The organism is Escherichia whittamii (genome assembly GCF_014836715.1).
GTDB classification, from domain to species: domain Bacteria; phylum Pseudomonadota; class Gammaproteobacteria; order Enterobacterales; family Enterobacteriaceae; genus Escherichia; species Escherichia whittamii.
In genome coordinates, this window is the sequence record NZ_JACSQI010000004.1 from 154,172 (window position 1) to 175,062 (window position 20,891).

Consider the following 20,891-nt stretch of genomic DNA (forward strand, 5'->3'; position numbering starts at 1 on the left):
GCTTTTCCGGATGGCATAGTTACGATGCCATCCGGACACTGGTTTATTAGCCATCATGGCTAAAACGTTGCGTTTTAACGTCCAGCGTTAACGTCTCTTCAGGTTGAATTGCATACAGCTTCTCTCCCTGCTGGCAAATCCAGCCAATGCCCAGTTCACGAGCAATTAGAGCGCTGTGGGATACCGGACTTCCAGCACTAAGGCAGATGCCTTTTACGACCGTCGGATCCAGTTGAATTACCGTGGAGGGATAAATGTTCTCCGCCAGTAAAATGGTCGGCGCGCTAAACTGAGGGAGTTCTTCTTTTGTCTGTGTCAGGTGGAGCAGGGTGCGGTGCAGAAGATCGTCCACATCGATATAGCGAGCCTGCAGATATTCATCATCAATCTGCTGGTATTGCTGGCTAAGTTCTTTAAGAACCTGCTGCCAGGCATACTCCGCCGTGCAATGTTCATGCTGAAGGAGTTCGCTTGCCGCTGCCAGCAGTTCAGGATCGTCTAATAGTGTATGGTGACCGGAAAAGATTGCGGCGATATCGTCGAGCCCGCTTGATTCTGCCTTTGCTGTTAAGGTCATCAGATCTAACAACGTGAAGTCAATTGCCTGGCGTAACCGTTCCTGTTCTTCTTCCACGCTCAGTGATGATTTCGCCTGTACTGTGCATAAAACGGGTTGATAATAAAAGGCTTTTCCTGTGACAGGCGGAACTAGACGCAGAGTTGGCGGTGCTATCTCTTCCGTTTCACCAAAGTTATCTTCAGCTAACTGGCGAAAAGCGACCAGTGCCTCTTCAGCCTCAGGCCCTTTTGCAATCAGGCGAAGCGTATCGTTACAGCGGACTTGTAACAGCGCAATCTGGTTAATACTCTCTGGTGTTACGCACTTACCGTTTTTCTCGAGCAACATGTCTGCATTAAATGTCGATAATGTATAGACCAGTCGGGAGGCCGGGCGCACGTGGAGGCCGTTACGGTTTTTTATCACCACAGCCAGGGAGCGGGCTTCCTCATCGTGCGGCGGGCATGTGTCAGATATCTCGGTGGCGGATGACGGTAAACCCAGTTGTTCGCGTTTGGCTTCCAGCGCATGCATGGCGTCATGGATGACTTTGTCGATATCCGCCCCCGAGGCTGCGCTGACCGCTGCTGCCAGCGTTCCTTCGACCAAGGGCGCAGCGCACAAACGAACTCTCGCGGCGATCTCTGGCGCAAGCAATTCCAGTGCGGTTTCTGCACTCAATAACGCACTCCCCATATCCATCATGACCAGTACATGGTCGGTATCGGCAACGGATTCGATGGCTTCCATCACTTTGACGGCATCTGTACCGATGGGATTCTGCGGATCGTCAATTCCTGCGGCAATGGCGATTTTACAACGATCGCCCATTAACATCTGGCGGGCTAATTCACCGACACCTTCTCCCAGTCGGGCGCTATGTGAAACTATGACCAGGTTTACCATCACCAATTCCTTACTCTTTTGCGGCTAACGCCAACATTTGCATCATAAACATCACGGAGGTTGCACCAGGGTCCTGGTGACCAATACTGCGTTCACCGAGATAACTGGCACGGCCTTTGCGGGCTTGCATCGTAATCGTGCTTTGTGCGGCGGATTCCGCAACGCTACTGGCGGCTTCAAGCGCCGCCGGAACAGAAAGGTTTTGCTCACTGGACTGGCGTAACGACTCAACTACCGGCCCCCAGACATCGCACATGGTTTTATCGCCTGGTTCTGCTTTCCCCCGACTGATTACGCCGTCTGCGCCATCGCGGAACATCTGATAAAGTTCTATCAACGTCAGGCTTTGACGTGCCTGAGTTGCCTGTGCCGCGCGGATAAAGAAAGTACCGAACAGTGGGCCGCTGGCACCGCCGACGCTGGATAGCAACGTCATACCGGTATTCTTGAGAATGAAACCGATGTCTTTATCCGCGATGGCAGGGAGTTTTTCCACCACTTTGCTAAAGCCACGATTCATGTTCAGCCCGTGGTCGGCGTCGCCGATTTCACGATCCAGCCCGGTAAGATAATCGCTCTCTTTGCTGAAAATTTCTCCACAGCGAGTGAGCCAGTTAACAATTTGAGTTCTGCTCAGTGACATGGTTATCTCCTTATTTACCCCAGTTAAGCGCCGGGGTGTGGACCGGGGCGTCCCATAACGCCAGCATTTCGTCATCAACTTTCAGTAAGGTGATGGAAAAACCGGTCATGTCCAGTGAGGTGCAGTACGCGCCGATTAAATTGCGCTCGATAGTCAAGCCAGCTTGCTGGCAACGCGTGGTGAGGCGGTTATAGACGCCATACAGTTCAGAAAGCGGTGTCGCGCCAAGATTGTTGACCAGCGCAATTACGCGATCGCCAGACTGGAGCGGTTGTTTAGTTTGCGTCTCTTCCTGCCAGCTACCTTGTCGATAATCCCAGAAGCGCAGCGTGCGGTGGTATGTGCCATTTTCCAGCAGCGTGTCGAACATTTCATCGACAGTCTGATCAAGGGAGGAGAAGGGGCGACGGTCAATACCTGGCTCACCATGAATGCCGACACCAAATTCCATTTCATTATCTGCCAGCGTAAAAGAAGGTTTGCCCGCAGCCGGAACGGTACAGGCACCGAGGGCGATACCAATAGAGTGGCCCTGATTGTTCAACTTACGCCCCAGTTGTGCACAAGCGTCCAGCGATTCGCCACGTTCTGCCGCTGCGCCAACAATTTTTTCAATTAATACTGTATTGGCAACCCCGCGCCGCCCGGCGGTATAAAGACTGTCTTTAACTGCGACATCATCATCAATGACTACCGTGGTGACTTTTACACCGCTATCATGCAGTAATTCTGTCGCTGTCTCGAAGTTGAGAATATCGCCGGTATAATTTTTGATGATCAGCAATACGCCTTCACCACCATCGATTTGCATGGCACATTCAAAAATTTTATCGGGCGTCGGTGAGGTAAAAATTTCGCCCGGACACGCCCCCGAGAGCATACCCTGACCAATATAACCACAGTGCATTGGTTCGTGTCCGCTGCCGCCGCCCGACAATAACGCCACTTTTCCTGCAATTGGCGCATCGGCTCGGGTGACATACACCGGGTCCTGATGCAGTGTCAGCGAAGGATAGGCTTTCGCCAGCCCCGCCAGTTGTTCATTCAGTACGTCTTGCACATCATTGATCAATTTTTTCATTATTTTGCTCCAGCAATTATGGTAGGGCATAGATGATGTTCAACGACACGGCGACCACTGACTGCCGGTAAATCCATTGTGCATCAGGCAGGGGAAAAGAAAATTAACCCAAATTATGTTTCACAATGAAACGTATGCTTTAATAAATGTTCCATAACGGAACCATGTCGAGTCTGGATAAGTAAATTTGCGATGCGGAACACCTTTTTGTCATAAGGGCGGAAAATATGAATGACGGTTTTAACAACCAGCAACAGAGCATATCTCCCCTGATAGCAGCATCCTGGGAGCGATGCCGCAAGCTGATGAAACGGGAGTCATGGAGCGTACCGCATCAGGCTCGGGGCGTGACATTTGCTTCTATCTATCGGCGTAAGGAAGCGATGCTGGCACTCGGGCAAGCGGCACTGGAAGATGCCTGGGAATATATGGAATCGCGGGCGTGCGGACTGTTCATCCTTGATGAAACCGCCTGCATCCTTAGTCGTTATGGTGATCCGCAAACGCTGCGCCAGCTTAGTGTCCTGGGATTCAATGACGGCACGTATTGCTCAGAGGGAATTATTGGTACTTGTGCGCTATCGTTAGCGGCTATCTCCGGTCAGGCAGTGAAAACGATGGCCGATCAACATTTCAAGCAGGCGCTATGGGATTGGGCATTTTGTGCAACGCCACTGTTTGACAGTAAGGGCCGATTAACGGGAACGATAGCTCTGGCGTGTCCGGTTGAGCAAACCACCGCAGCCGATTTGCCGTTGACGCTGGCAATTGCACGCGAGGTAGGAAACTTACTGCTGACAGACAGTTTACTGGCTGAAACAAACCGGCATTTAAATCAGCTTAACGCCTTGCTGGAAAGTATGGACGATGGCGTGATTAGCTGGGACGAGCAGGGGCATTTGCAATTTATCAATGCTCAGGCGGCGCGCGTTTTGCGTCTGGATGCGGCGGCAAGCCAGGGAAGGGCGATCACTGAGCTATTAACGCTACCAACCGTATTGCAACAGGCAATAAAGCAGGCTCATCCGCTCAAACATGTGGAAGCAACTTTTGAAAGCCAGCACCAATTTATTGATGCGGTCATTACTCTTAAACCGATAATTGAAACGCAAGGGACCAGCTTTATCCTGTTGCTCCATCCGGTAGAACAAATGCGGCAATTGATGACCAGTCAATTAGGGAAAGTCAGCCATACCTTCGCCCATATGCCCCAGGACGATCCACAAACCCGCCGCTTGATTCATTTTGGCCGTCAGGCGGCGCGCAGCAGCTTTCCTGTTCTTCTTTGTGGAGAAGAGGGCGTGGGCAAGGCACTGCTAAGTCAGGCAATTCACAATGAAAGCGAGCGTGCAGCGGGTCCCTATATCGCTGTTAATTGTGAGTTATATGGTGATGCGGCGCTGGCGGAAGAATTTATTGGTGGCGATCGCACGGAGAATGAAAATGGTCGTCTGAGTCGGCTGGAACTGGCGCATGGCGGTACGCTGTTTCTTGAAAAGATTGAATATCTGGCGGTGGAGTTACAGTCTGCTTTGCTTCAGGTTATCAAGCAGGGCGTCATCACGAGACTGGATGCGCGGCGTTTAATACCCATTGATGTCAAAGTGATTGCCACTACAACTGCGGACCTGGCAATGCTGGTGGAGCAAAATCGTTTTAGTCGCCAGCTGTATTACGCGCTGCATGCATTTGAAATTACCATCCCGCCTCTGCGGATGCGGCGCGGCAGCATTCCTGCGCTGGTGAATAACAAATTACGCAGTCTTGAAAAACGTTTCTCTACGCGTCTGAAAATTGATGACGATGCGCTCACCCGTCTGGTTTCCTGTGCATGGCCTGGCAATGATTTTGAACTTTACAGCGTCATCGAGAATCTTGCTCTGAGTTGCGATAACGGGCGCATTCGCGTCAGTGATTTGCCTGAACATTTGTTTACCGAACAGGCGACAGATGATGTCAGCGCCACACGCCTTTCTACCAGTCTGTCATTTGCGGAAGTTGAAAAAGAGGCGATTATTAACGCAGCCCAGGTTACTGGCGGGCGTATTCAGGAAATGTCTGCATTATTGGGGATTGGCCGTACTACGCTGTGGCGAAAAATGAAGCAACATGGCATTGATGCGAGTCAGTTCAAGCGCCGTGGATAGCGGGAGTGTATGTCTCTCCCGCGAATGAGTTGCTAATTAATAGCGGTCATGACCAGGGCTGCCATGATTTGGCCCACCATTTGAGGGTGGCATTGGCTTACCGGAAGCCGCAGGACCACGCGGGCCATCGCTGTGGCGGTGATGATGGTGAGGAACACAGGCACTTAACAGGCTGGCGAAGACAATTGCTAGCAGGCTGAAGGTAAATGTTTTTTTCATGACAAACTCTTGAACGGTTAATGCATTGTGATTGTTATCACATAAAAGCCACATTGTTAATATTGCCAGGAGTCTGATTATGAATTTCGGTAACTCAGAATTGGAAGAAGCAACATAGCAGGCAAAAAAAAAGCCATTATGTGCGACTCACATAATGGCTCATTATTAACCGCTCGGGTATTACGCGGAATTAGACGTTGAACAGGAAGTTCATCACATCGCCATCTTTAACGATGTAATCTTTACCTTCTGCACGCATTTTGCCTGCTTCTTTCGCGCCTTGTTCACCTTTGTAAGTGATGAAATCTTCAAACGAGATGGTTTGTGCACGGATAAAGCCTTTTTCAAAATCAGTATGGATTTTGCCTGCTGCCTGCGGAGCAGTTGCACCAACCGGAATGGTCCATGCGCGCACTTCTTTCACCCCAGCGGTGAAGTAAGTTTGCAGGTTCAGCAGTTTATAACCGGCACGGATCACACGGTTCAGGCCCGGTTCTTCCAGTCCCAGTTCCTGCATAAATTCGTCACGTTCTTCGTCGTCCAGTTCGGCAATGTCTGCTTCAACAGCAGCACAAACCGGAACTACAATAGAGCCTTCTTTCGCCGCGATTTCACGTACCTGGTCAAGATACGGGTTGTTTTCAAAACCGTCTTCGTTGACGTTGGCAATGTACATCGTTGGTTTCAGCGTCAGGAAGCTCAGGTAACGGATAGCCGCTTTCTCTTCTGCACTTAAATCCAGCGCGCGCAGCATACCTGCGTTTTCCAGCTGTGGCAGGCATTTTTCCAGCACCGCCAGTTCGGCTTTCGCGTCTTTATCGCCACCTTTGGCTTTCTTCTGTACGCGATGAATCGCACGTTCACAGGTGTCGAGATCCGCCAGTGCCAGTTCGGTGTTGATAACTTCAATATCGTCCGCCGGGTTAACTTTGCCGGAAACGTGAATGATATTGTCATTTTCAAAGCAGCGAACAACGTGGCCGATCGCTTCGGTTTCACGAATGTTGGTCAGGAACTGGTTACCCAGACCTTCACCTTTCGACGCGCCCTTTACCAGACCGGCGATATCGACAAATTCCATGGTAGTGGGAAGCGTACGCTGCGGTTTTACGATTTCAGCCAGTTGATCCAGGCGAGGGTCAGGCATTGGTACGACGCCCGTGTTCGGCTCGATGGTACAGAATGGAAAGTTGGCCGCTTCAATACCGGCTTTGGTCAGCGCGTTGAACAGGGTAGATTTCCCGACGTTGGGCAAACCGACGATACCGCATTTGAATCCCATGATTTAAATCACCTTAATATCTTAATAATCAACCTGTTATCACAAACAGATTGCAGAAATGGAAATAACTTTGCCTATTATACACGGCACTCGGCAAAAATGCCGCAGACAACGACTTATTGCGCTTTAAAGGCGTGCAATCGGTTCGTTGCTTTGGTCAAACCATCTGTAAACCACATTTCAGTACAACGCGCCGCTTCGTCGATGGCTTCATCAATTAACTTCTGTTCACTAACAGGCGGTTTGCCTAACACAAACCCGACAACTTTGTTTTTATCGCCCGGATGACCGATTCCGATGCGTAAACGGTGAAAGTTAGGGTTATTACCCAATTTACTGATGATGTCTTTCAGTCCATTGTGACCACCGTGGCCACCGCCCAATTTGAATTTGGCAACGCCCGGGGGCAGATCCAGTTCGTCGTGAGCGACCAGAATTTCATCCGGATTAATGCGGAAAAAACTGGCCATCGCGGCGACGGCTTTGCCGCTGAGATTCATAAATGTGGTCGGTACTAACAGGCGGACATCTTCGCCTCCGAGGGTAACTCGCGAGGTATAACCAAAGAATTTAGCCTCTTCGCGCAGTGGAGCGCGTAAACGCTCCGCCAGTAAGTCAACGAACCAGGCGCCAGCATTATGTCGCGTTGCGGCGTATTCAGCGCCAGGGTTCGCCAGGCCGACAATCAATTTAATCGTCACGTTTTTTTGTCCTGAGTGAGTACATAACTGGCGCGTAGTTTACTGGTTGCGGCCCCGCTTGACAAAAAACAGCGTGTTAAGCGCAGATAACGTAATAATTGCCTGTGTCGACTATTAGAAAGTCAAGGCGTTCAGACGTTTATTTGTAAAGTTTTGTTGAAACGAGGGTTGTAATTGTGATCACGCCCGCACATAACCTACAGAGTGTTGTCTATACTTTACACATAAGGAAGAGGGGTATTCCCTGTTACAACCCAGAAAGTTCCGGAGGTGACACATGAAACGCAAAAACGCTTCGTTACTCGGTAACGTGCTCATGGGGTTGGGTCTGGTGGTGATGGTGGTTGGTGTGGGGTATTCAATCCTCAACCAGTTACCACAGTTTGATATGCCCCAGTATTTCGCACACGGTGCAGTGCTGAGTATTTTCGTCGGTGCCATTCTCTGGCTGGCGGGAGCCCGTGTTGGCGGGCATGAACAGGTGTGCGATCGTTACTGGTGGGTTCGCCACTATGACAAACGTTGCCGCCGTAGCGATAATCGCCGTCATAGCTAACAAATAATGTAGTTTGCTGACCAGTCAGTTTACGCTGACTGGTCAATCTCATACCTTTCTTACAAATCCGCCATCGCCGCGCTACGATTCGGGAAGAACGCCAGACGACCCGGGATCGGTTGAATACCGGAACGAGCCATTGTGCGCAGTGGCTGGAATTCCACATTACACACGCGCAGTTCACACCCTTCAGGCAGGCGTTTCACAAAACGCTGGAACGCATCAAGACCACCCGCATCAAGCACCGGAACGGCATCCCACTTCAGAATAACAATTCGTTTGCCTTCCAGACGTGATTCCAGATCGGTGAACAGACCTTCAGCTGCCGCGAAAAACAGCGGGCCAATAACACGCAAGACCAACACATCGTCTGGAACGTCTACTGCCACCGGAGCCAGGCGAGTCATACGGGCGATACGGCGCATAAACAGCAGCGATGCCAGTACGATCCCCACACTGATGGCAATAACCATATCAAACAGCACGGTCAATGACATACACAGCAGCATGACGATGATGTCATCTTTCGGTGCATGACGCAGCAAATCGACCACTTTATGCGCTTCACTCATGTTCCACGCCACCATCAATAGCAGGGCAGCCATTGCGGAAAGCGGCAGCCAGGAAAGCAGCGGCGCCAGTACCAGCAGGGCGAGAATAACCAGAATAGAGTGGATCACCGCCGAGATGGGGGAAGTTGCTCCGGCACGGACGTTAGCGGCAGAACGCGCGATTGCAGCTGTAGCGGTAATACCACCAAAGAACGGAGCGATAATATTCCCCAATCCCTGTCCAACCAGTTCGCTGTTCGCTTTGTGTTTAGTCCCGGTCATACCGTCCAGTACCACTGCGCAGAGCAGAGATTCGATTGCCCCGAGCATTGCCATTGAGAATGCCGCAGGCAGCAGGGTACGAATGGAGTCCCATGTAAGCGTAAATTCTGAATTGGGCAGATCCCACGGCAGCACCAACTGTGGCAGCAGTTGTGGAATACCGTTACCCTGAGAACCATCGGCCAGAACGTAGTGGAATTGCGACCCGATGGTAGCAACATGTCCGCCGAGCAGGTTAACAATCCCCATCACCGCGCAACCTGCCAGCAAGGCCGGAAGGTGGCCGGGTAAGCGAATGCCCAAACGTGGCCAGAAAATCAGAATACCAAGCGTCACAATACCAATTGCGGCATCGCCTACGTTAATGGTCGGCAGCGCCATAACTAATGCGCCGACTTTTTGTAGATAATGTTCCGGGACATGGGCCATTTGCAGACCGAGAAAATCTTTAATCTGCATCGTACCGATGGTGATCCCGATACCTGAGGTGAAACCTAAGGTGACGGAAACCGGAATATATTCAATCAGGCGACCAAAGCGTGCCAGACCCATCAGGATCAAAAAGATCCCCGACAACAACGTCGCAACCAGCAGCCCTGCCAGTCCAAATTGTTGCGAAACGGGATAGAGTATTACCACAAATGCCGCAGTCGGACCGGATACGCTAAAGCGCGATCCTCCCGTCAGAGCAATGACAATCCCCGCAACAGCAGCGGTATATAAACCGTACTGTGGCGCCACACCACTACCAATAGCCAACGCCATCGCCAGCGGGATAGCAATAATCCCGACGGTTATCCCGGCAATCAGGTCACGGGTAAACCGTGCAGTAGTATATTTTTCTTTCCAGCAAGCGTCGATCAGAGCGCGGAAAGGCATCACATGTGAGGAAAATATTTTGTTCACAATAATGTTTCATCCGTGAGCGCATCATCTGTCAACTAAATGGCAGGTGAAGGAGGCATAGGTCATACAAATGGATATTACAGACAAAAAAACCCGCCGCAGCGGGTCTTTGAGCCGGGTTCGATTAATGTTCGAACATAGCAGAAATCGATTCTTCGTTGCTGATACGACGAATCGCTTCGGCCAGCATACCTGACAGGGTCAGAGTACGCACGTTCGGCAGTGATTTGATTTCGTCGCTCAGCGGAATGGTATCGCAGACAACGACTTCATCAATTACAGAGTTACGCAGGTTGTTCGCTGCGTTGCCAGAGAAGATCGGGTGAGTCGCGTACGCAAATACACGTTTAGCACCACGTTCTTTCAGCGCTTCAGCAGCTTTACACAGCGTACCGCCTGTGTCGATCATATCATCGACCAGTACGCAGTCACGACCAGCAACGTCACCGATGATATGCATCACCTGGGAAACGTTCGCGCGCGGACGACGTTTGTCGATGATTGCCATATCGGTATCGTTCAGCAACTTAGCGATAGCGCGGGCACGCACAACGCCGCCGATGTCCGGGGAAACCACAATCGGGTTATCCAGATTCAGCTGCAGCATGTCTTCCAGCAGGATCGGGCTACCAAATACGTTATCAACCGGAACGTCGAAGAATCCCTGAATCTGTTCAGCGTGCAGATCCACCGTCAGCACACGGTCAACACCGACGCTGGAGAGGAAATCTGCAACCACTTTCGCAGTGATTGGTACACGAGCGGAGCGGACGCGACGGTCCTGGCGCGCATAGCCAAAGTAGGGGATAACAGCGGTGATACGACCTGCGGAAGCACGACGCAGGGCATCAACCATAACGACTAATTCCATCAGGTTGTCGTTAGTAGGGGCACAAGTGGACTGGATGATGAAAATATCACCACCGCGTACATTTTCGTTAATTTGTACGCTGACTTCGCCGTCGCTAAAGCGACCTACAGCGGCGTCGCCGAGTGAAGTGTACAGGCGGTTGGCAATACGTTGTGCTAGTTCCGGGGTGGCGTTACCAGCAAAAAGCTTCATATCAGGCACGAGAAGAACCTCAGGCATGCGTCCATTGGTGGAAAGAATCTGCCGAAAACTGTGCGGGCCAGGCAATATTCTTTCCAGGCGGTGTATTAAAGAGCGCGATGCAACGTCTGGAACAAGGTGACGTTGTCACCGAAACTCAGCTTGCCCGGCTTAAAGCATGGCTCTGTGCAATGGGGAAAGGTTGACGCCTTTCGCCACAAAGCCATTGAGCCATTCCGGGGCTTGCTCTAGCACCTGGCGGGCTTCAGACTCTGTATCAAATTCAGCAAAGACACAGGCCCCTGTCCCAGTCAGGCGCGACGGGGCGTATTCTAACAGCCAGGAAAGCACCGCATCAACCTCGCGAAAACGTTTTCTTGCGATAACCTCGCAATCATTGCTGAATTCACATTTTAGCAACGTTTCTATTGACCTTTTCGGCGTGTTGCGCGGGAGTTCGGGATCTTTAAAAATCATTGGTGTAGGAATACTCACGCCAGGGTGCGCAACCAGATACCATTTCTCTGGTGGATTCACCGGCGTTAATATTTCGCCAACCCCTTCAGCAAAAGCAGCATGACCACGGACAAAGACCGGAACATCTGCGCCCAGCGTCAGACCGATTTCTGCCAACTCATCAACGCTGAGTCCGCATTGCCACAGATGATTTAAAGCCACCAGAACTGTTGCGGCATTGGATGAACCACCGCCCAGACCACCGCCCATAGGCAAACGCTTGTCAATGCTGATATCTGCACCGCTTCCTGTCGGAAGACGTCCGCTGGCGGCGGCTGCTTTCATCAACAACCGTGCCGCGCGAACAATCAGATTATCTTCGTGTTCCACACCTTCAACGGGGGTTAACAGGCAGATTTCCCCATCGTTGCGAAGTTCAATACTGATGGTGTCGCCGTAATCCAGGAACTGAAACAGCGTTTGCAGCGTGTGATAGCCGTCCGCACGCTGACCGGTAATGTATAAAAACAGATTAAGCTTTGCCGGAGAGGGCCACTGAGTCCGCATTATTTCACTATCCAGTTATCCATTTTTAACTTGATGCGCTGACCGCCGTCGGTGAGTTCCATATTAGCAGGCATCGCAGGTTGCGTTTTAGTGTCATAACCGCCGTATACCACTTTCCAGTTTTTGCCGTTCTGGCTGTAGGTGATTTCGCTCAGGCGGTACTGGTCGTCCAGTTTGTAGTTGGTTGCATCACCTGGCAAACCTAAAATCCACTGGCGCAAGCTGTTGAGCGGGATCGGCATTCCGGTCAATTTGCTAATCATCTCTTCAGCGTCATCGGCGGTATAACGCTGGCCTTTATTGTCCACTAACTGCACATTACCCGGCTGGGCATTCAACTCCAGTTCAGTGCTGCCCAATGGGTTAGTCAGCAGCAGACGGTAGCGATCCTGGCCAGTTTGCTGCCAGAAGAAACGGGCATACACTTTTTGTTGGTCGGAAATATAGGCAAACGCACCGCGTGTCTGGTACTGATTCAGGTTGCGCACGTCTTGCTGATGCTGACGCCACTGTGGCGAATCCGGGCTTTTGCCTGGACCTTTCGGCGTCGTAACGGAACAGGCCGTGAGCACGAGAGCAGCCAGTGGTAGCAGGCGGATAAAGCGAAAATCGGGCAGGGGCATAATAATGACAAGTCCTTGAGATACGTTGCAGTTATAACCCTTAATGCTAGCGTTACCGTCAGCCATCGTCTATGTTCAAGTTGTCTTAATTGCCAGAATCTAACGGGTTTAGGCAATTACTCCAAAAGGGGGCGCTCTCTTTTATTGAACTCACGCATCCTGTATGATGCGAGCAGACTAACCATATCAACGTTGGTATTATTTCCCGCAGACATGACCCTTTTAGCACTCGGTATTAACCATAAAACGGCACCTGTATCGCTACGAGAGCGTGTATCGTTTTCGCCGGACAAGCTCGATCAGGCGCTTGACAGCCTGCTCGCGCAGCCGATGGTGCAGGGCGGCGTGGTGCTGTCGACGTGTAACCGCACAGAACTTTATCTTAGCGTTGAAGAGCAGGATAACCTGCAAGAGGCGCTCATTCGCTGGTTGTGCGACTACCACAATCTTAACGAAGAAGATCTGCGTAATAGCCTCTACTGGCATCAGGATAACGATGCGGTCAGCCATTTAATGCGTGTTGCCAGTGGCCTGGATTCACTGGTATTGGGCGAGCCACAAATCCTCGGTCAGGTAAAAAAAGCCTTTGCTGATTCGCAAAAAGGTCATATGAAGGCCAGCGAACTGGAGCGCATGTTCCAGAAATCTTTCTCCGTGGCGAAACGCGTCCGCACTGAAACAGATATTGGCGCCAGTGCTGTATCTGTTGCATTTGCGGCTTGTACGCTGGCGCGGCAGATCTTTGAGTCGCTCTCTACGGTGACCGTACTGCTGGTTGGCGCGGGCGAAACCATCGAACTGGTGGCACGTCATCTGCGCGAACACAAAGTACAGAAGATGATTATCGCCAACCGTACTCGCGAACGAGCCCAAATTCTGGCAGATGAAGTCGGCGCGGAAGTTATTGCCCTGAGCGATATCGACGAGCGTCTGCGTGAAGCCGATATCATCATCAGTTCCACCGCTAGCCCGTTGCCGATTATCGGTAAAGGCATGGTGGAGCGCGCATTAAAAAGTCGTCGCAACCAACCGATGCTGCTGGTGGATATTGCCGTCCCACGCGATGTAGAGCCAGAAGTTGGCAAACTGGCGAATGCCTACCTTTACAGCGTTGATGATCTGCAAAGCATTATTTCGCACAACTTGGCGCAGCGTAAAGCTGCTGCAGTTGAGGCGGAAACTATCGTCGCCCAGGAAACCAGCGAATTCATGGCGTGGTTGCGCGCACAAAGTGCCAGCGAAACCATTCGCGATTATCGCAGTCAGGCTGAACAGGTTCGCGATGAGTTAACCGCCAAAGCGTTAGCGGCCCTTGAACAAGGGGGCGATGCGCAAGCCATTATGCAGGATCTGGCATGGAAACTGACAAACCGCCTGATCCATGCGCCAACGAAATCACTTCAACAGGCTGCCCGTGACGGGGATAACGAACGCCTGAATATTCTGCGCGACAGCCTCGGGCTGGAGTAGCAGTACATCATTTTCTTTTTTTACAGGGTGCATTTACGCCTATGAAGCCTTCTATAGTTGCCAAACTGGAAGCCCTGCATGAACGCCATGAAGAAGTTCAGGCACTGCTGGGTGATGCGCAAACCATCGCCGACCAGGAACGTTTTCGCGCATTATCACGTGAATATGCGCAATTAAGTGATGTTTCGCGCTGTTTTACCGACTGGCAACAGGTTCAGGAAGATATCGAAACCGCGCAGATGATGCTCGACGATCCGGAAATGCGCGAGATGGCGCAGGACGAACTGCGTGAAGCCAAAGAAAAAAGCGAGCAACTGGAGCAACAGTTACAGGTTCTTTTGCTGCCAAAAGATCCCGATGATGAACGCAATGCATTTCTTGAAGTGCGTGCCGGAACCGGCGGCGATGAAGCTGCGCTGTTTGCTGGCGATCTGTTCCGTATGTACAGCCGCTACGCGGAGGCACGTCGCTGGCGAGTGGAAATCATGAGCGCCAGCGAGGGTGAACATGGCGGGTACAAAGAGATCATCGCCAAAATTAGCGGTGATGGCGTATATGGTCGTCTGAAATTTGAATCTGGCGGCCATCGCGTGCAGCGTGTTCCAGCGACGGAATCGCAAGGGCGTATTCATACTTCCGCTTGTACCGTTGCGGTAATGCCGGAACTGCCGGAAGCAGAGCTACCGGATATCAACCCGGCAGATTTGCGTATCGATACTTTCCGTTCCTCAGGTGCGGGTGGTCAGCACGTCAACACCACCGATTCGGCAATCCGTATTACTCACTTGCCGACCGGTATTGTTGTTGAATGTCAGGATGAACGTTCGCAGCATAAAAACAAAGCGAAGGCGCTTTCTGTGCTAGGTGCTCGTATCCATGCTGCGGAAATGGCAAAACGCCAGCAGGCAGAAGCCTCCACTCGTCGCAACTTGCTGGGCAGCGGCGATCGCAGCGATCGTAACCGTACCTATAACTTCCCGCAGGGGCGCGTTACCGATCACCGTATCAACCTGACGCTCTACCGTCTGGATGAAGTGATGGAGGGTAAACTGGATATGCTGATAGAACCGATCGTCCAGGAACATCAGGCCGACCAACTGGCGGCGTTGTCCGAGCAGGAATAATGGAATATCAACACTGGTTACGTGAAGCAATAAGCCAACTTCAGGCGAGCGAAAGCCCGCGGCGCGATGCTGAAATCCTGCTGGAACATGTTACCGGCAAGGGGCGCACTTATATTCTCGCCTTTGGTGAAACGCAGTTGACTGAAGAGCAATGTGAGCAACTCGACGCGCTTTTAGCCCGTCGTCGTGCCGGTGAACCTATTGCCCATTTAACCGGTGTGCGTGAGTTCTGGTCGTTGCCGTTATTTGTTTCGCCAGCGACCTTAATTCCTCGTCCGGACACTGAATGTCTGGTGGAACAGGCGTTGACGCGATTGCCTGAACAACCTTGTCGCATTCTCGATCTTGGAACTGGCACTGGGGCGATTGCCCTGGCATTGGCCAGCGAACGCCCGGATTGCGATGTTACGGCGGTTGACCGAATGCCTGACGCTGTCGCGCTTGCGAAGCGCAATGCGCAAAATCTGGCGATCACAAATATCCACATCCTGCAAAGCGACTGGTTTAGTGCGCTTGTCGGACAGCAGTTTGCGATGATTGTCAGCAATCCACCGTATATCGACGAGCAGGATCCACATCTTCAACAAGGCGATGTCCGCTTTGAGCCACTCACTGCGCTGGTTGCGGCAGACAGTGGAATGGCGGACATCGTGCATATCATCGAACAGTCGCGTAACGCGCTGGTATCCGGCGGCTTTCTGCTTCTGGAACATGGTTGGCAGCAGGGCGAAGCGGTGCGGCTGGCATTTATCCACGCGGGTTATTGTGAAGTTGAAACCTGTCGGGACTATGGTGATAACGAGCGCGTAACGCTCGGTCGCTATTATCGATGATAAATTTTACTACGCTGTTTAGCGTTCATCTCATTAGCATCGCGCTTTCTGTTGGGCTATTAACCCTACGATTCTGGCTACGTTACCAGGAGCATCCACAGGCATTCGCTCGTTGGACGCGCATTGTGCCGCCGGTTGTCGACACGGTGTTATTACTTAGCGGCATCGCGCTGATGGCTAAAGCGCACATCCTGCCATTTTCCGGGCAGGCACAATGGCTGACTGAAAAGCTGTTTGGAGTTATCATTTATATCGTTTTGGGTTTTATTGCACTCGATTATCGTCGGATGCACAGTCAGCAGGTGCGCATTATTGCCTTCCCGCTGGCGCTGGTGGTGCTGTACATCATCATTAAACTCGCCACCACAAAAGTACCGTTACTGGGGTAAGTCATGAGATCGTTAGCTGATTTCGAATTTAATAAAGCACCGCTGTGCGAAGGCATGATCCTGGCTTGCGAAGCAATCCGCCGCGATTTTCCCTCGCAAGATGTATACGACGAACTGGAGCGTCTCGTTAATCTGGCGAAGGAAGAAATTAGCCAGCTTCTGCCTTTAGAAGAGCAGCTGGGAAAATTGATCGCGCTGTTTTACGGCGAATGGGGATTTAAAGCCTCACGCGGTGTTTATCGTCTTTCCGATGCATTATGGCTGGATCAGGTGTTAAAAAATCGGCAGGGCAGTGCGGTATCATTAGGCGCGGTTTTGTTGTGGGTCGCTAATCGTCTCGATTTGCCGCTGCTGCCGGTGATTTTCCCGACGCAGCTCATATTGCGCATAGAATGCCCGGACGGAGAAATCTGGCTGATTAACCCTTTTAACGGTGAATCATTAAGCGAACATATGCTGGATGTGTGGTTAAAGGGAAATATCAGCCCGTCTGCGGAACTGTTTTATGAAGACCTGGATGAAGCCGATAACATTGAAGTTATCCGTAAACTGTTGGATACCCTGAAAGCGTCGCTGATGGAAGAAAATCAGATGGAACTGGCATTACGCACCAGCGAAGCCTTATTACAATTTAACCCGGAAGATCCGTATGAAATTCGCGATCGTGGGTTGATTTACGCGCAACTGGATTGCGAACACGTTGCGTTGAATGATTTAAATTATTTCGTTGAACAGTGTCCGGAAGATCCGATCAGCGAAATGATACGTGCGCAAATTAATAACATCGCGCATAAACATATTGTGCTGCATTAATTAATCGACACTTTACTTAAGATTAAGGCGATCCTATGAAACAAAAAGTGGTTAGCATTGGCGACATCAACGTAGCAAATGACCTGCCGTTCGTGCTGTTTGGCGGTATGAACGTGCTGGAATCTCGCGATCTGGCGATGCGCATTTGCGAACACTACGTAACCGTAACCCAGAAACTGGGTATCCCTTACGTGTTCAAAGCCTCTTTTGACAAAGCCAACCGTTCCTCCATCCACTCTTATCGTGGACCAGGACTGGAAGAAGGGATGAAAATCTTCCAGGAACTGAAACAGACATTTGGCGTAAAAATTATCACTGACGTTCATGAACCAAGCCAGGCACAGCCCGTTGCTGATGTGGTAGATGTTATTCAGTTGCCAGCGTTTCTTGCTCGCCAGACTGACCTGGTGGAAGCGATGGCGAAAACTGGCGCAGTAATTAACGTCAAGAAACCACAGTTCGTCAGTCCAGGTCAGATGGGTAATATCGTTGATAAATTCAAAGAAGGCGGCAACGATAAAGTGATTCTTTGTGACCGTGGCGCTAACTTCGGTTACGACAACCTGGTCGTTGATATGCTGGGCTTCAGCATAATGAAGAAAGTCTCTGGCAATTCCCCGGTAATTTTCGACGTTACCCACGCACTGCAATGCCGCGATCCGTTTGGTGCTGCTTCCGGCGGTCGTCGTGCTCAGGTTGCCGAACTGGCACGTGCCGGTATGGCTGTAGGTTTGGCTGGCCTGTTTATTGAGGCGCATCCGGATCCTGAACATGCGAAATGCGACGGTCCATCCGCGCTGCCGTTGGCTAAACTGGAGCCGTTCCTCAAGCAGATGAAAGCGATTGATGAGCTGGTTAAAGGTTTCGACGAACTGGATACCAGCAAGTAATTTTTTTCTTTTAAATCAGAAGCCTTACCATTTATGGTAGGGCTTTTTTATGTGTGTCTGATACAAAAAAGGCCGCAGGATTATGTCACCCTGCGACCGGTTTCGGGCGCATATTGCCATTACGGCAGCCTGACGCCCGTTTTTACGTTACTTCCGGTTACGCCACCAGCTGACAATCGCTGCGGTAATAATTCCCGCAAGGATCGGTGCTGCCAGGTCGTGCCAGAAAATCACGGCAAACTGCGCGAGCGTCATATAGCCGCCTTTTTTGTTGTAATGGCAACATTTCGCGGCTATTCTTGAATTGTTCTGGTTCAAGATTAGCCCCCGTTCTGTTATCAGGTTTTACCTCTCAACGTGCGGGGGTTTTCTCTTTCCAGCAACCAATGCCGCCAGGGATAAAGCCCCCACAACATTGCGCCTCACCGGATAACTCCGGCTTGGTGTGGATTCTATATCTCAAGTCTTCGTTACTTCATCCCTGTAATATTGGCAATGCTGCATGCGTTCCGGCTTTTAATCAGTTGTTGCAGTCGTTTCATGAGTGCTCTGGACGAGCTTCCGGAGCGGGTTGCCAGTGTTTACTTGCGGCAGAGATAAACACAAAAAAGGCCGCAGGATTATGTCACCCTGCGGCCGGTTTCGGGCACATATTGCCATTACGGCAGCCTGACGCCCGTTTTACGTTACTTCCGGTTACGCCACCAGCTGACAATCGCTGCGGTAATAATTCCCGCAAGGATCGGTGCTGCCAGGTCGTGCCAGAAAATCACGGCAAACTGCGCGAGCGTCATATAGCCGCCTTTTTTGTTGTAATGGCAACATTTCGCGGCTATTCTTGAATTGTTCTGGTTCAAGATTAGCCCCCGTTCTGTTATCAGGTTTTACCTCTCAACGTGCGGGGGTTTTCTCTTTCCAGCAACCAATGCCGCCAGGGATAAAGCCCCCACAACATTGCGCCTCACCGGATAACTCCGGCTTGGTGTCGATACTACGTCTCAACTCATCTTCACTTCATCCCTGAAGTGTTTGCAATGAAGAGTGCATTCCGGTTTTTCAACAGCTCTTGCAGCGGTTTCGTGTAGGTTGTGGTACAGGCTCGCAAATCTGATTAACGACCTGTTCAGGTAGTATGAAGAAATACAATACGCAGACATTTATATTATCTCCCCCGATTTCCGTCATCGGAGGAGATATAAATGTCAGGCAAATATTGTCATTAAATAAGCCGCAAACAGTGCCAGATGCGCCGCGCCGTTGAGCACGTTAGTACGGCCGGTTGAAAATGAAATATGGCACAGTACTAAAGAGGCTACCATTACCACCATTTCTGGTGCGCCCAGAGCAAACTGCAATTCATTACCCGTCATAAAGGCGATAAGCGTTACAACGGGTACGGTAAGCGAGATAGTCGCTAATACCGAGCCAAAGAACAGATTCATCGCGCGCTGGACCTGGTTGCTTAAAACTGCTTTTAACGCGCCTAAACCTTCCGGCGACAGAATCAATAGCGCCACCAGGAAACCGGTAAAGGCCACCGGCGCATTCATGCTGGTGAGCAATGTTTCTAGCGGGCTGGCGTTCATTTTGGTGACCGCAATAACGGCAATTAGATGGATAATCAACCAGATGGCATGCCACAGGCTGCTATGAGCAGACGGTTTGCCATGATGTGGATCGTCATCATCACTGTCATCTTCATGCTCATAGACAAACAGACTTTGATGCGTTTTGGTTTGAATCAGCAAAAATACGCCGTACATCGCTGCGGAAATTAATGCCACAAGTAACGCCTGACCGGTCGAAAAATTCGCTGCAGGCAGCGCCATCGGAAATACCAGCACGATTATGGCTAATGGGAACAGGGCAATTAAATACTGTTTAATACCAAACAGATTCATATATTGGGTAGCAAATTTACGTCCACCCAGCAGTAATGAAAAACCAACCAGTCCGCCGGTAACAATCATAATGATTGAATAGAGCGTATCTCGCATTAATGTCGGCGCTGCATCGCCGGTCGCCATTAAGGCTGAAATCAAACTGACTTCAAGAATAACGACGGAAAGGCTAAGAATAAGCGAACCGTAAGGTTCACCCAGACGATGGGCTAGTACGTCCGCATGACGGACAACACTAAAAGCACTGCTTAAAATACCAATAAGAGCAAGAAGGTTGATGCCAATAACCACTGGTAGTGTTTGGCTGCTTCCCCACAGGGACAGCACTACCAGCGCCAGAACCGGGAAAATAAGCGAAGTCTCCTTGTGGCGGGTTTTCACCGCCTCGTGAGCATTTGTCATTATGGTTATCCTTTGCAGATGAATTTGTCGGAAATGTAATAAATAGGCAGGAAAAATAACAGAAAGTGTCAGGATATCGGTAACATTTTACGAATTTTTACCCCTCTGTCGATTTTTTACTCTTCGGAGCATAAAAATAAGCGACGTGTTTAGACAATGTTTGTATTAGCTTCTCTTAAGAAGAGTCTGACGTGAGAATTCTTATGTTTTAGCAAGAGAGGATATTGTTGACCACACTTAATGTTCACCTTTGAAAAAGGACTCAACAATGCCATATAAAACGAAAAGCGATCTGCCGGAAAGCGTAAAACACGTTTTACCCACTCATGCCCAGGATATCTATAAAGAGGCATTCAACAGCGCCTGGGAGCAATATAAAGATAAAGAAGACCGGCGTGATGATGCCAGTCGTGAAGAGACAGCGCATAAAGTGGCCTGGGCAGCAGTGAAACATGAATATGCCAAAAGGGATGATGATAAATGACATAAAAAATCGTAAAACCCAGCGGCAAGTTAAAGCTATTCGTGCGATGTTGCCT

General features: G+C 50.6%; 22 protein-coding genes. 9 read left to right on the forward strand and 13 right to left on the reverse strand.

All coding sequences use genetic code 11. The annotated features are described in order from the left end of the window. Positions 1–46 precede the first annotated feature (46 nt). From dhaM to dhaK, 3 genes are read right to left on the reverse strand one after another with little or no spacing between them, the layout of a single operon-like run. Positions 47–1,465 (reverse strand): dihydroxyacetone kinase phosphoryl donor subunit DhaM, encoded by a 1,419-nt coding sequence (gene dhaM, locus H9644_RS08560; protein WP_105289146.1) that lies wholly within the window; start codon positions 1,463–1,465, stop codon positions 47–49. A 10-nt stretch (positions 1,466–1,475) separates the two neighbouring features. Continuing rightward, positions 1,476–2,108: a dihydroxyacetone kinase subunit DhaL gene (gene dhaL, locus H9644_RS08565; RefSeq protein ID WP_064528701.1), complete on the reverse strand. Its 633-nt coding sequence runs from the start codon at positions 2,106–2,108 to the stop codon at positions 1,476–1,478. 10 nt (positions 2,109–2,118) lie between these two features. Next, entirely contained in the window at positions 2,119–3,189 is a 1,071-nt protein-coding gene (dhaK, locus tag H9644_RS08570) for a dihydroxyacetone kinase subunit DhaK (RefSeq protein WP_191774189.1), read from the reverse strand. Positions 3,190–3,416: 227 nt separating this feature from the next. On the opposite strand from dhaK, the gene dhaR reads away from it, so the two are divergent. After that, complete coding sequence (dhaR, locus tag H9644_RS08575; protein ID WP_191774191.1) at positions 3,417–5,336, forward strand: dihydroxyacetone kinase operon transcriptional regulator DhaR; 1,920 nt, start codon at positions 3,417–3,419, stop codon at positions 5,334–5,336. A gap of 36 nt (positions 5,337–5,372) precedes the next feature. On the opposite strand, the gene H9644_RS08580 is transcribed toward dhaR, so the two are convergent. The 3 genes from H9644_RS08580 to pth form a co-directional block, all read right to left on the reverse strand. Further along, positions 5,373–5,555 (reverse strand): hypothetical protein, encoded by a 183-nt coding sequence (locus H9644_RS08580; RefSeq protein ID WP_077883516.1) that lies wholly within the window; start codon positions 5,553–5,555, stop codon positions 5,373–5,375. A 190-nt stretch (positions 5,556–5,745) separates the two neighbouring features. Then, the gene (gene ychF, locus H9644_RS08585; RefSeq protein ID WP_064528709.1) at positions 5,746–6,837 is read right to left on the reverse strand and encodes a redox-regulated ATPase YchF; all 1,092 of its coding nucleotides are present in this window, start codon (positions 6,835–6,837) and stop codon (positions 5,746–5,748) included. A 116-nt stretch (positions 6,838–6,953) separates the two neighbouring features. Further along, entirely contained in the window at positions 6,954–7,538 is a 585-nt protein-coding gene (gene pth / locus H9644_RS08590; RefSeq protein WP_000152933.1) for an aminoacyl-tRNA hydrolase, read from the reverse strand. Between the two features lie 277 nt (positions 7,539–7,815). Here pth and ychH point away from each other — a divergent pair, with 277 nt between their 5' ends. Continuing rightward, a complete protein-coding gene (gene ychH / locus H9644_RS08595; protein ID WP_064528711.1) occupies positions 7,816–8,094 on the forward strand; it encodes a stress-induced protein YchH in 279 nt (92 codons plus the stop codon). Positions 8,095–8,153: 59 nt separating this feature from the next. Here ychH and dauA read toward each other — a convergent pair whose 3' ends face one another. From dauA to lolB, 4 genes are all read right to left on the reverse strand, one after another. Further along, positions 8,154–9,833: a C4-dicarboxylic acid transporter DauA gene (gene dauA, locus H9644_RS08600; RefSeq protein ID WP_074399526.1), complete on the reverse strand. Its 1,680-nt coding sequence runs from the start codon at positions 9,831–9,833 to the stop codon at positions 8,154–8,156. A gap of 124 nt (positions 9,834–9,957) precedes the next feature. Continuing rightward, entirely contained in the window at positions 9,958–10,905 is a 948-nt protein-coding gene (prs, locus tag H9644_RS08605; RefSeq protein ID WP_001298109.1) for a ribose-phosphate diphosphokinase, read from the reverse strand. 150 nt (positions 10,906–11,055) lie between these two features. Then, the gene (gene ispE / locus H9644_RS08610; protein ID WP_191774193.1) at positions 11,056–11,907 is read right to left on the reverse strand and encodes a 4-(cytidine 5'-diphospho)-2-C-methyl-D-erythritol kinase; all 852 of its coding nucleotides are present in this window, start codon (positions 11,905–11,907) and stop codon (positions 11,056–11,058) included. Beyond that, positions 11,907–12,530, reverse strand: a complete 624-nt coding sequence (gene lolB, locus H9644_RS08615) for a lipoprotein insertase outer membrane protein LolB (protein ID WP_064528837.1) — start codon at positions 12,528–12,530, stop codon at positions 11,907–11,909. Before lolB ends, ispE begins: the two co-directional genes overlap by 1 nt. 213 nt (positions 12,531–12,743) lie before the next feature. On the opposite strand from lolB, the gene hemA reads away from it, so the two are divergent. Genes hemA through kdsA form a run of 6 tightly spaced genes read left to right on the forward strand, consistent with a single transcriptional unit; the run spans position 12,744 to position 18,049 of the window. Next, complete coding sequence (hemA, locus tag H9644_RS08620; protein ID WP_010346781.1) at positions 12,744–14,000, forward strand: glutamyl-tRNA reductase; 1,257 nt, start codon at positions 12,744–12,746, stop codon at positions 13,998–14,000. A gap of 41 nt (positions 14,001–14,041) precedes the next feature. After that, positions 14,042–15,124 (forward strand): peptide chain release factor 1, encoded by a 1,083-nt coding sequence (gene prfA, locus H9644_RS08625; RefSeq protein WP_130205673.1) that lies wholly within the window; start codon positions 14,042–14,044, stop codon positions 15,122–15,124. Next, positions 15,124–15,957, forward strand: coding sequence for a peptide chain release factor N(5)-glutamine methyltransferase (prmC, locus tag H9644_RS08630; protein WP_064528719.1), 834 nt, complete (start codon positions 15,124–15,126; stop codon positions 15,955–15,957). Before prfA ends, prmC begins: the two co-directional genes overlap by 1 nt. Further along, complete coding sequence (gene sirB2 / locus H9644_RS08635) at positions 15,954–16,346, forward strand: invasion regulator SirB2 (RefSeq protein WP_064528720.1); 393 nt, start codon at positions 15,954–15,956, stop codon at positions 16,344–16,346. The genes prmC and sirB2 overlap by 4 nt, the downstream gene beginning before the upstream one ends. Positions 16,347–16,349: 3 nt before the next feature. Further along, entirely contained in the window at positions 16,350–17,159 is an 810-nt protein-coding gene (gene sirB1, locus H9644_RS08640) for an invasion regulator SirB1 (RefSeq protein WP_064528722.1), read from the forward strand. Between the two features lie 35 nt (positions 17,160–17,194). Then, positions 17,195–18,049 (forward strand): 3-deoxy-8-phosphooctulonate synthase, encoded by an 855-nt coding sequence (kdsA, locus tag H9644_RS08645; RefSeq protein ID WP_064528724.1) that lies wholly within the window; start codon positions 17,195–17,197, stop codon positions 18,047–18,049. A 147-nt stretch (positions 18,050–18,196) separates the two neighbouring features. On the opposite strand, the gene H9644_RS08650 is transcribed toward kdsA, so the two are convergent. The 3 genes from H9644_RS08650 to chaA form a co-directional block, all read right to left on the reverse strand. Further along, positions 18,197–18,304 (reverse strand): type I toxin-antitoxin system toxin Ldr family protein, encoded by a 108-nt coding sequence (locus H9644_RS08650; RefSeq protein ID WP_064528730.1) that lies wholly within the window; start codon positions 18,302–18,304, stop codon positions 18,197–18,199. 431 nt (positions 18,305–18,735) lie between these two features. Beyond that, entirely contained in the window at positions 18,736–18,843 is a 108-nt protein-coding gene (locus H9644_RS08655; protein ID WP_064528730.1) for a type I toxin-antitoxin system toxin Ldr family protein, read from the reverse strand. 408 nt (positions 18,844–19,251) lie between these two features. Further along, positions 19,252–20,352, reverse strand: coding sequence for a sodium-potassium/proton antiporter ChaA (gene chaA, locus H9644_RS08660; protein WP_064528732.1), 1,101 nt, complete (start codon positions 20,350–20,352; stop codon positions 19,252–19,254). A 268-nt stretch (positions 20,353–20,620) separates the two neighbouring features. Between chaA and chaB the strand changes: the two genes are divergently transcribed. After that, positions 20,621–20,836, forward strand: coding sequence for a putative cation transport regulator ChaB (chaB, locus tag H9644_RS08665; RefSeq protein WP_191774195.1), 216 nt, complete (start codon positions 20,621–20,623; stop codon positions 20,834–20,836). Positions 20,837–20,891: the final 55 nt, after the last annotated feature.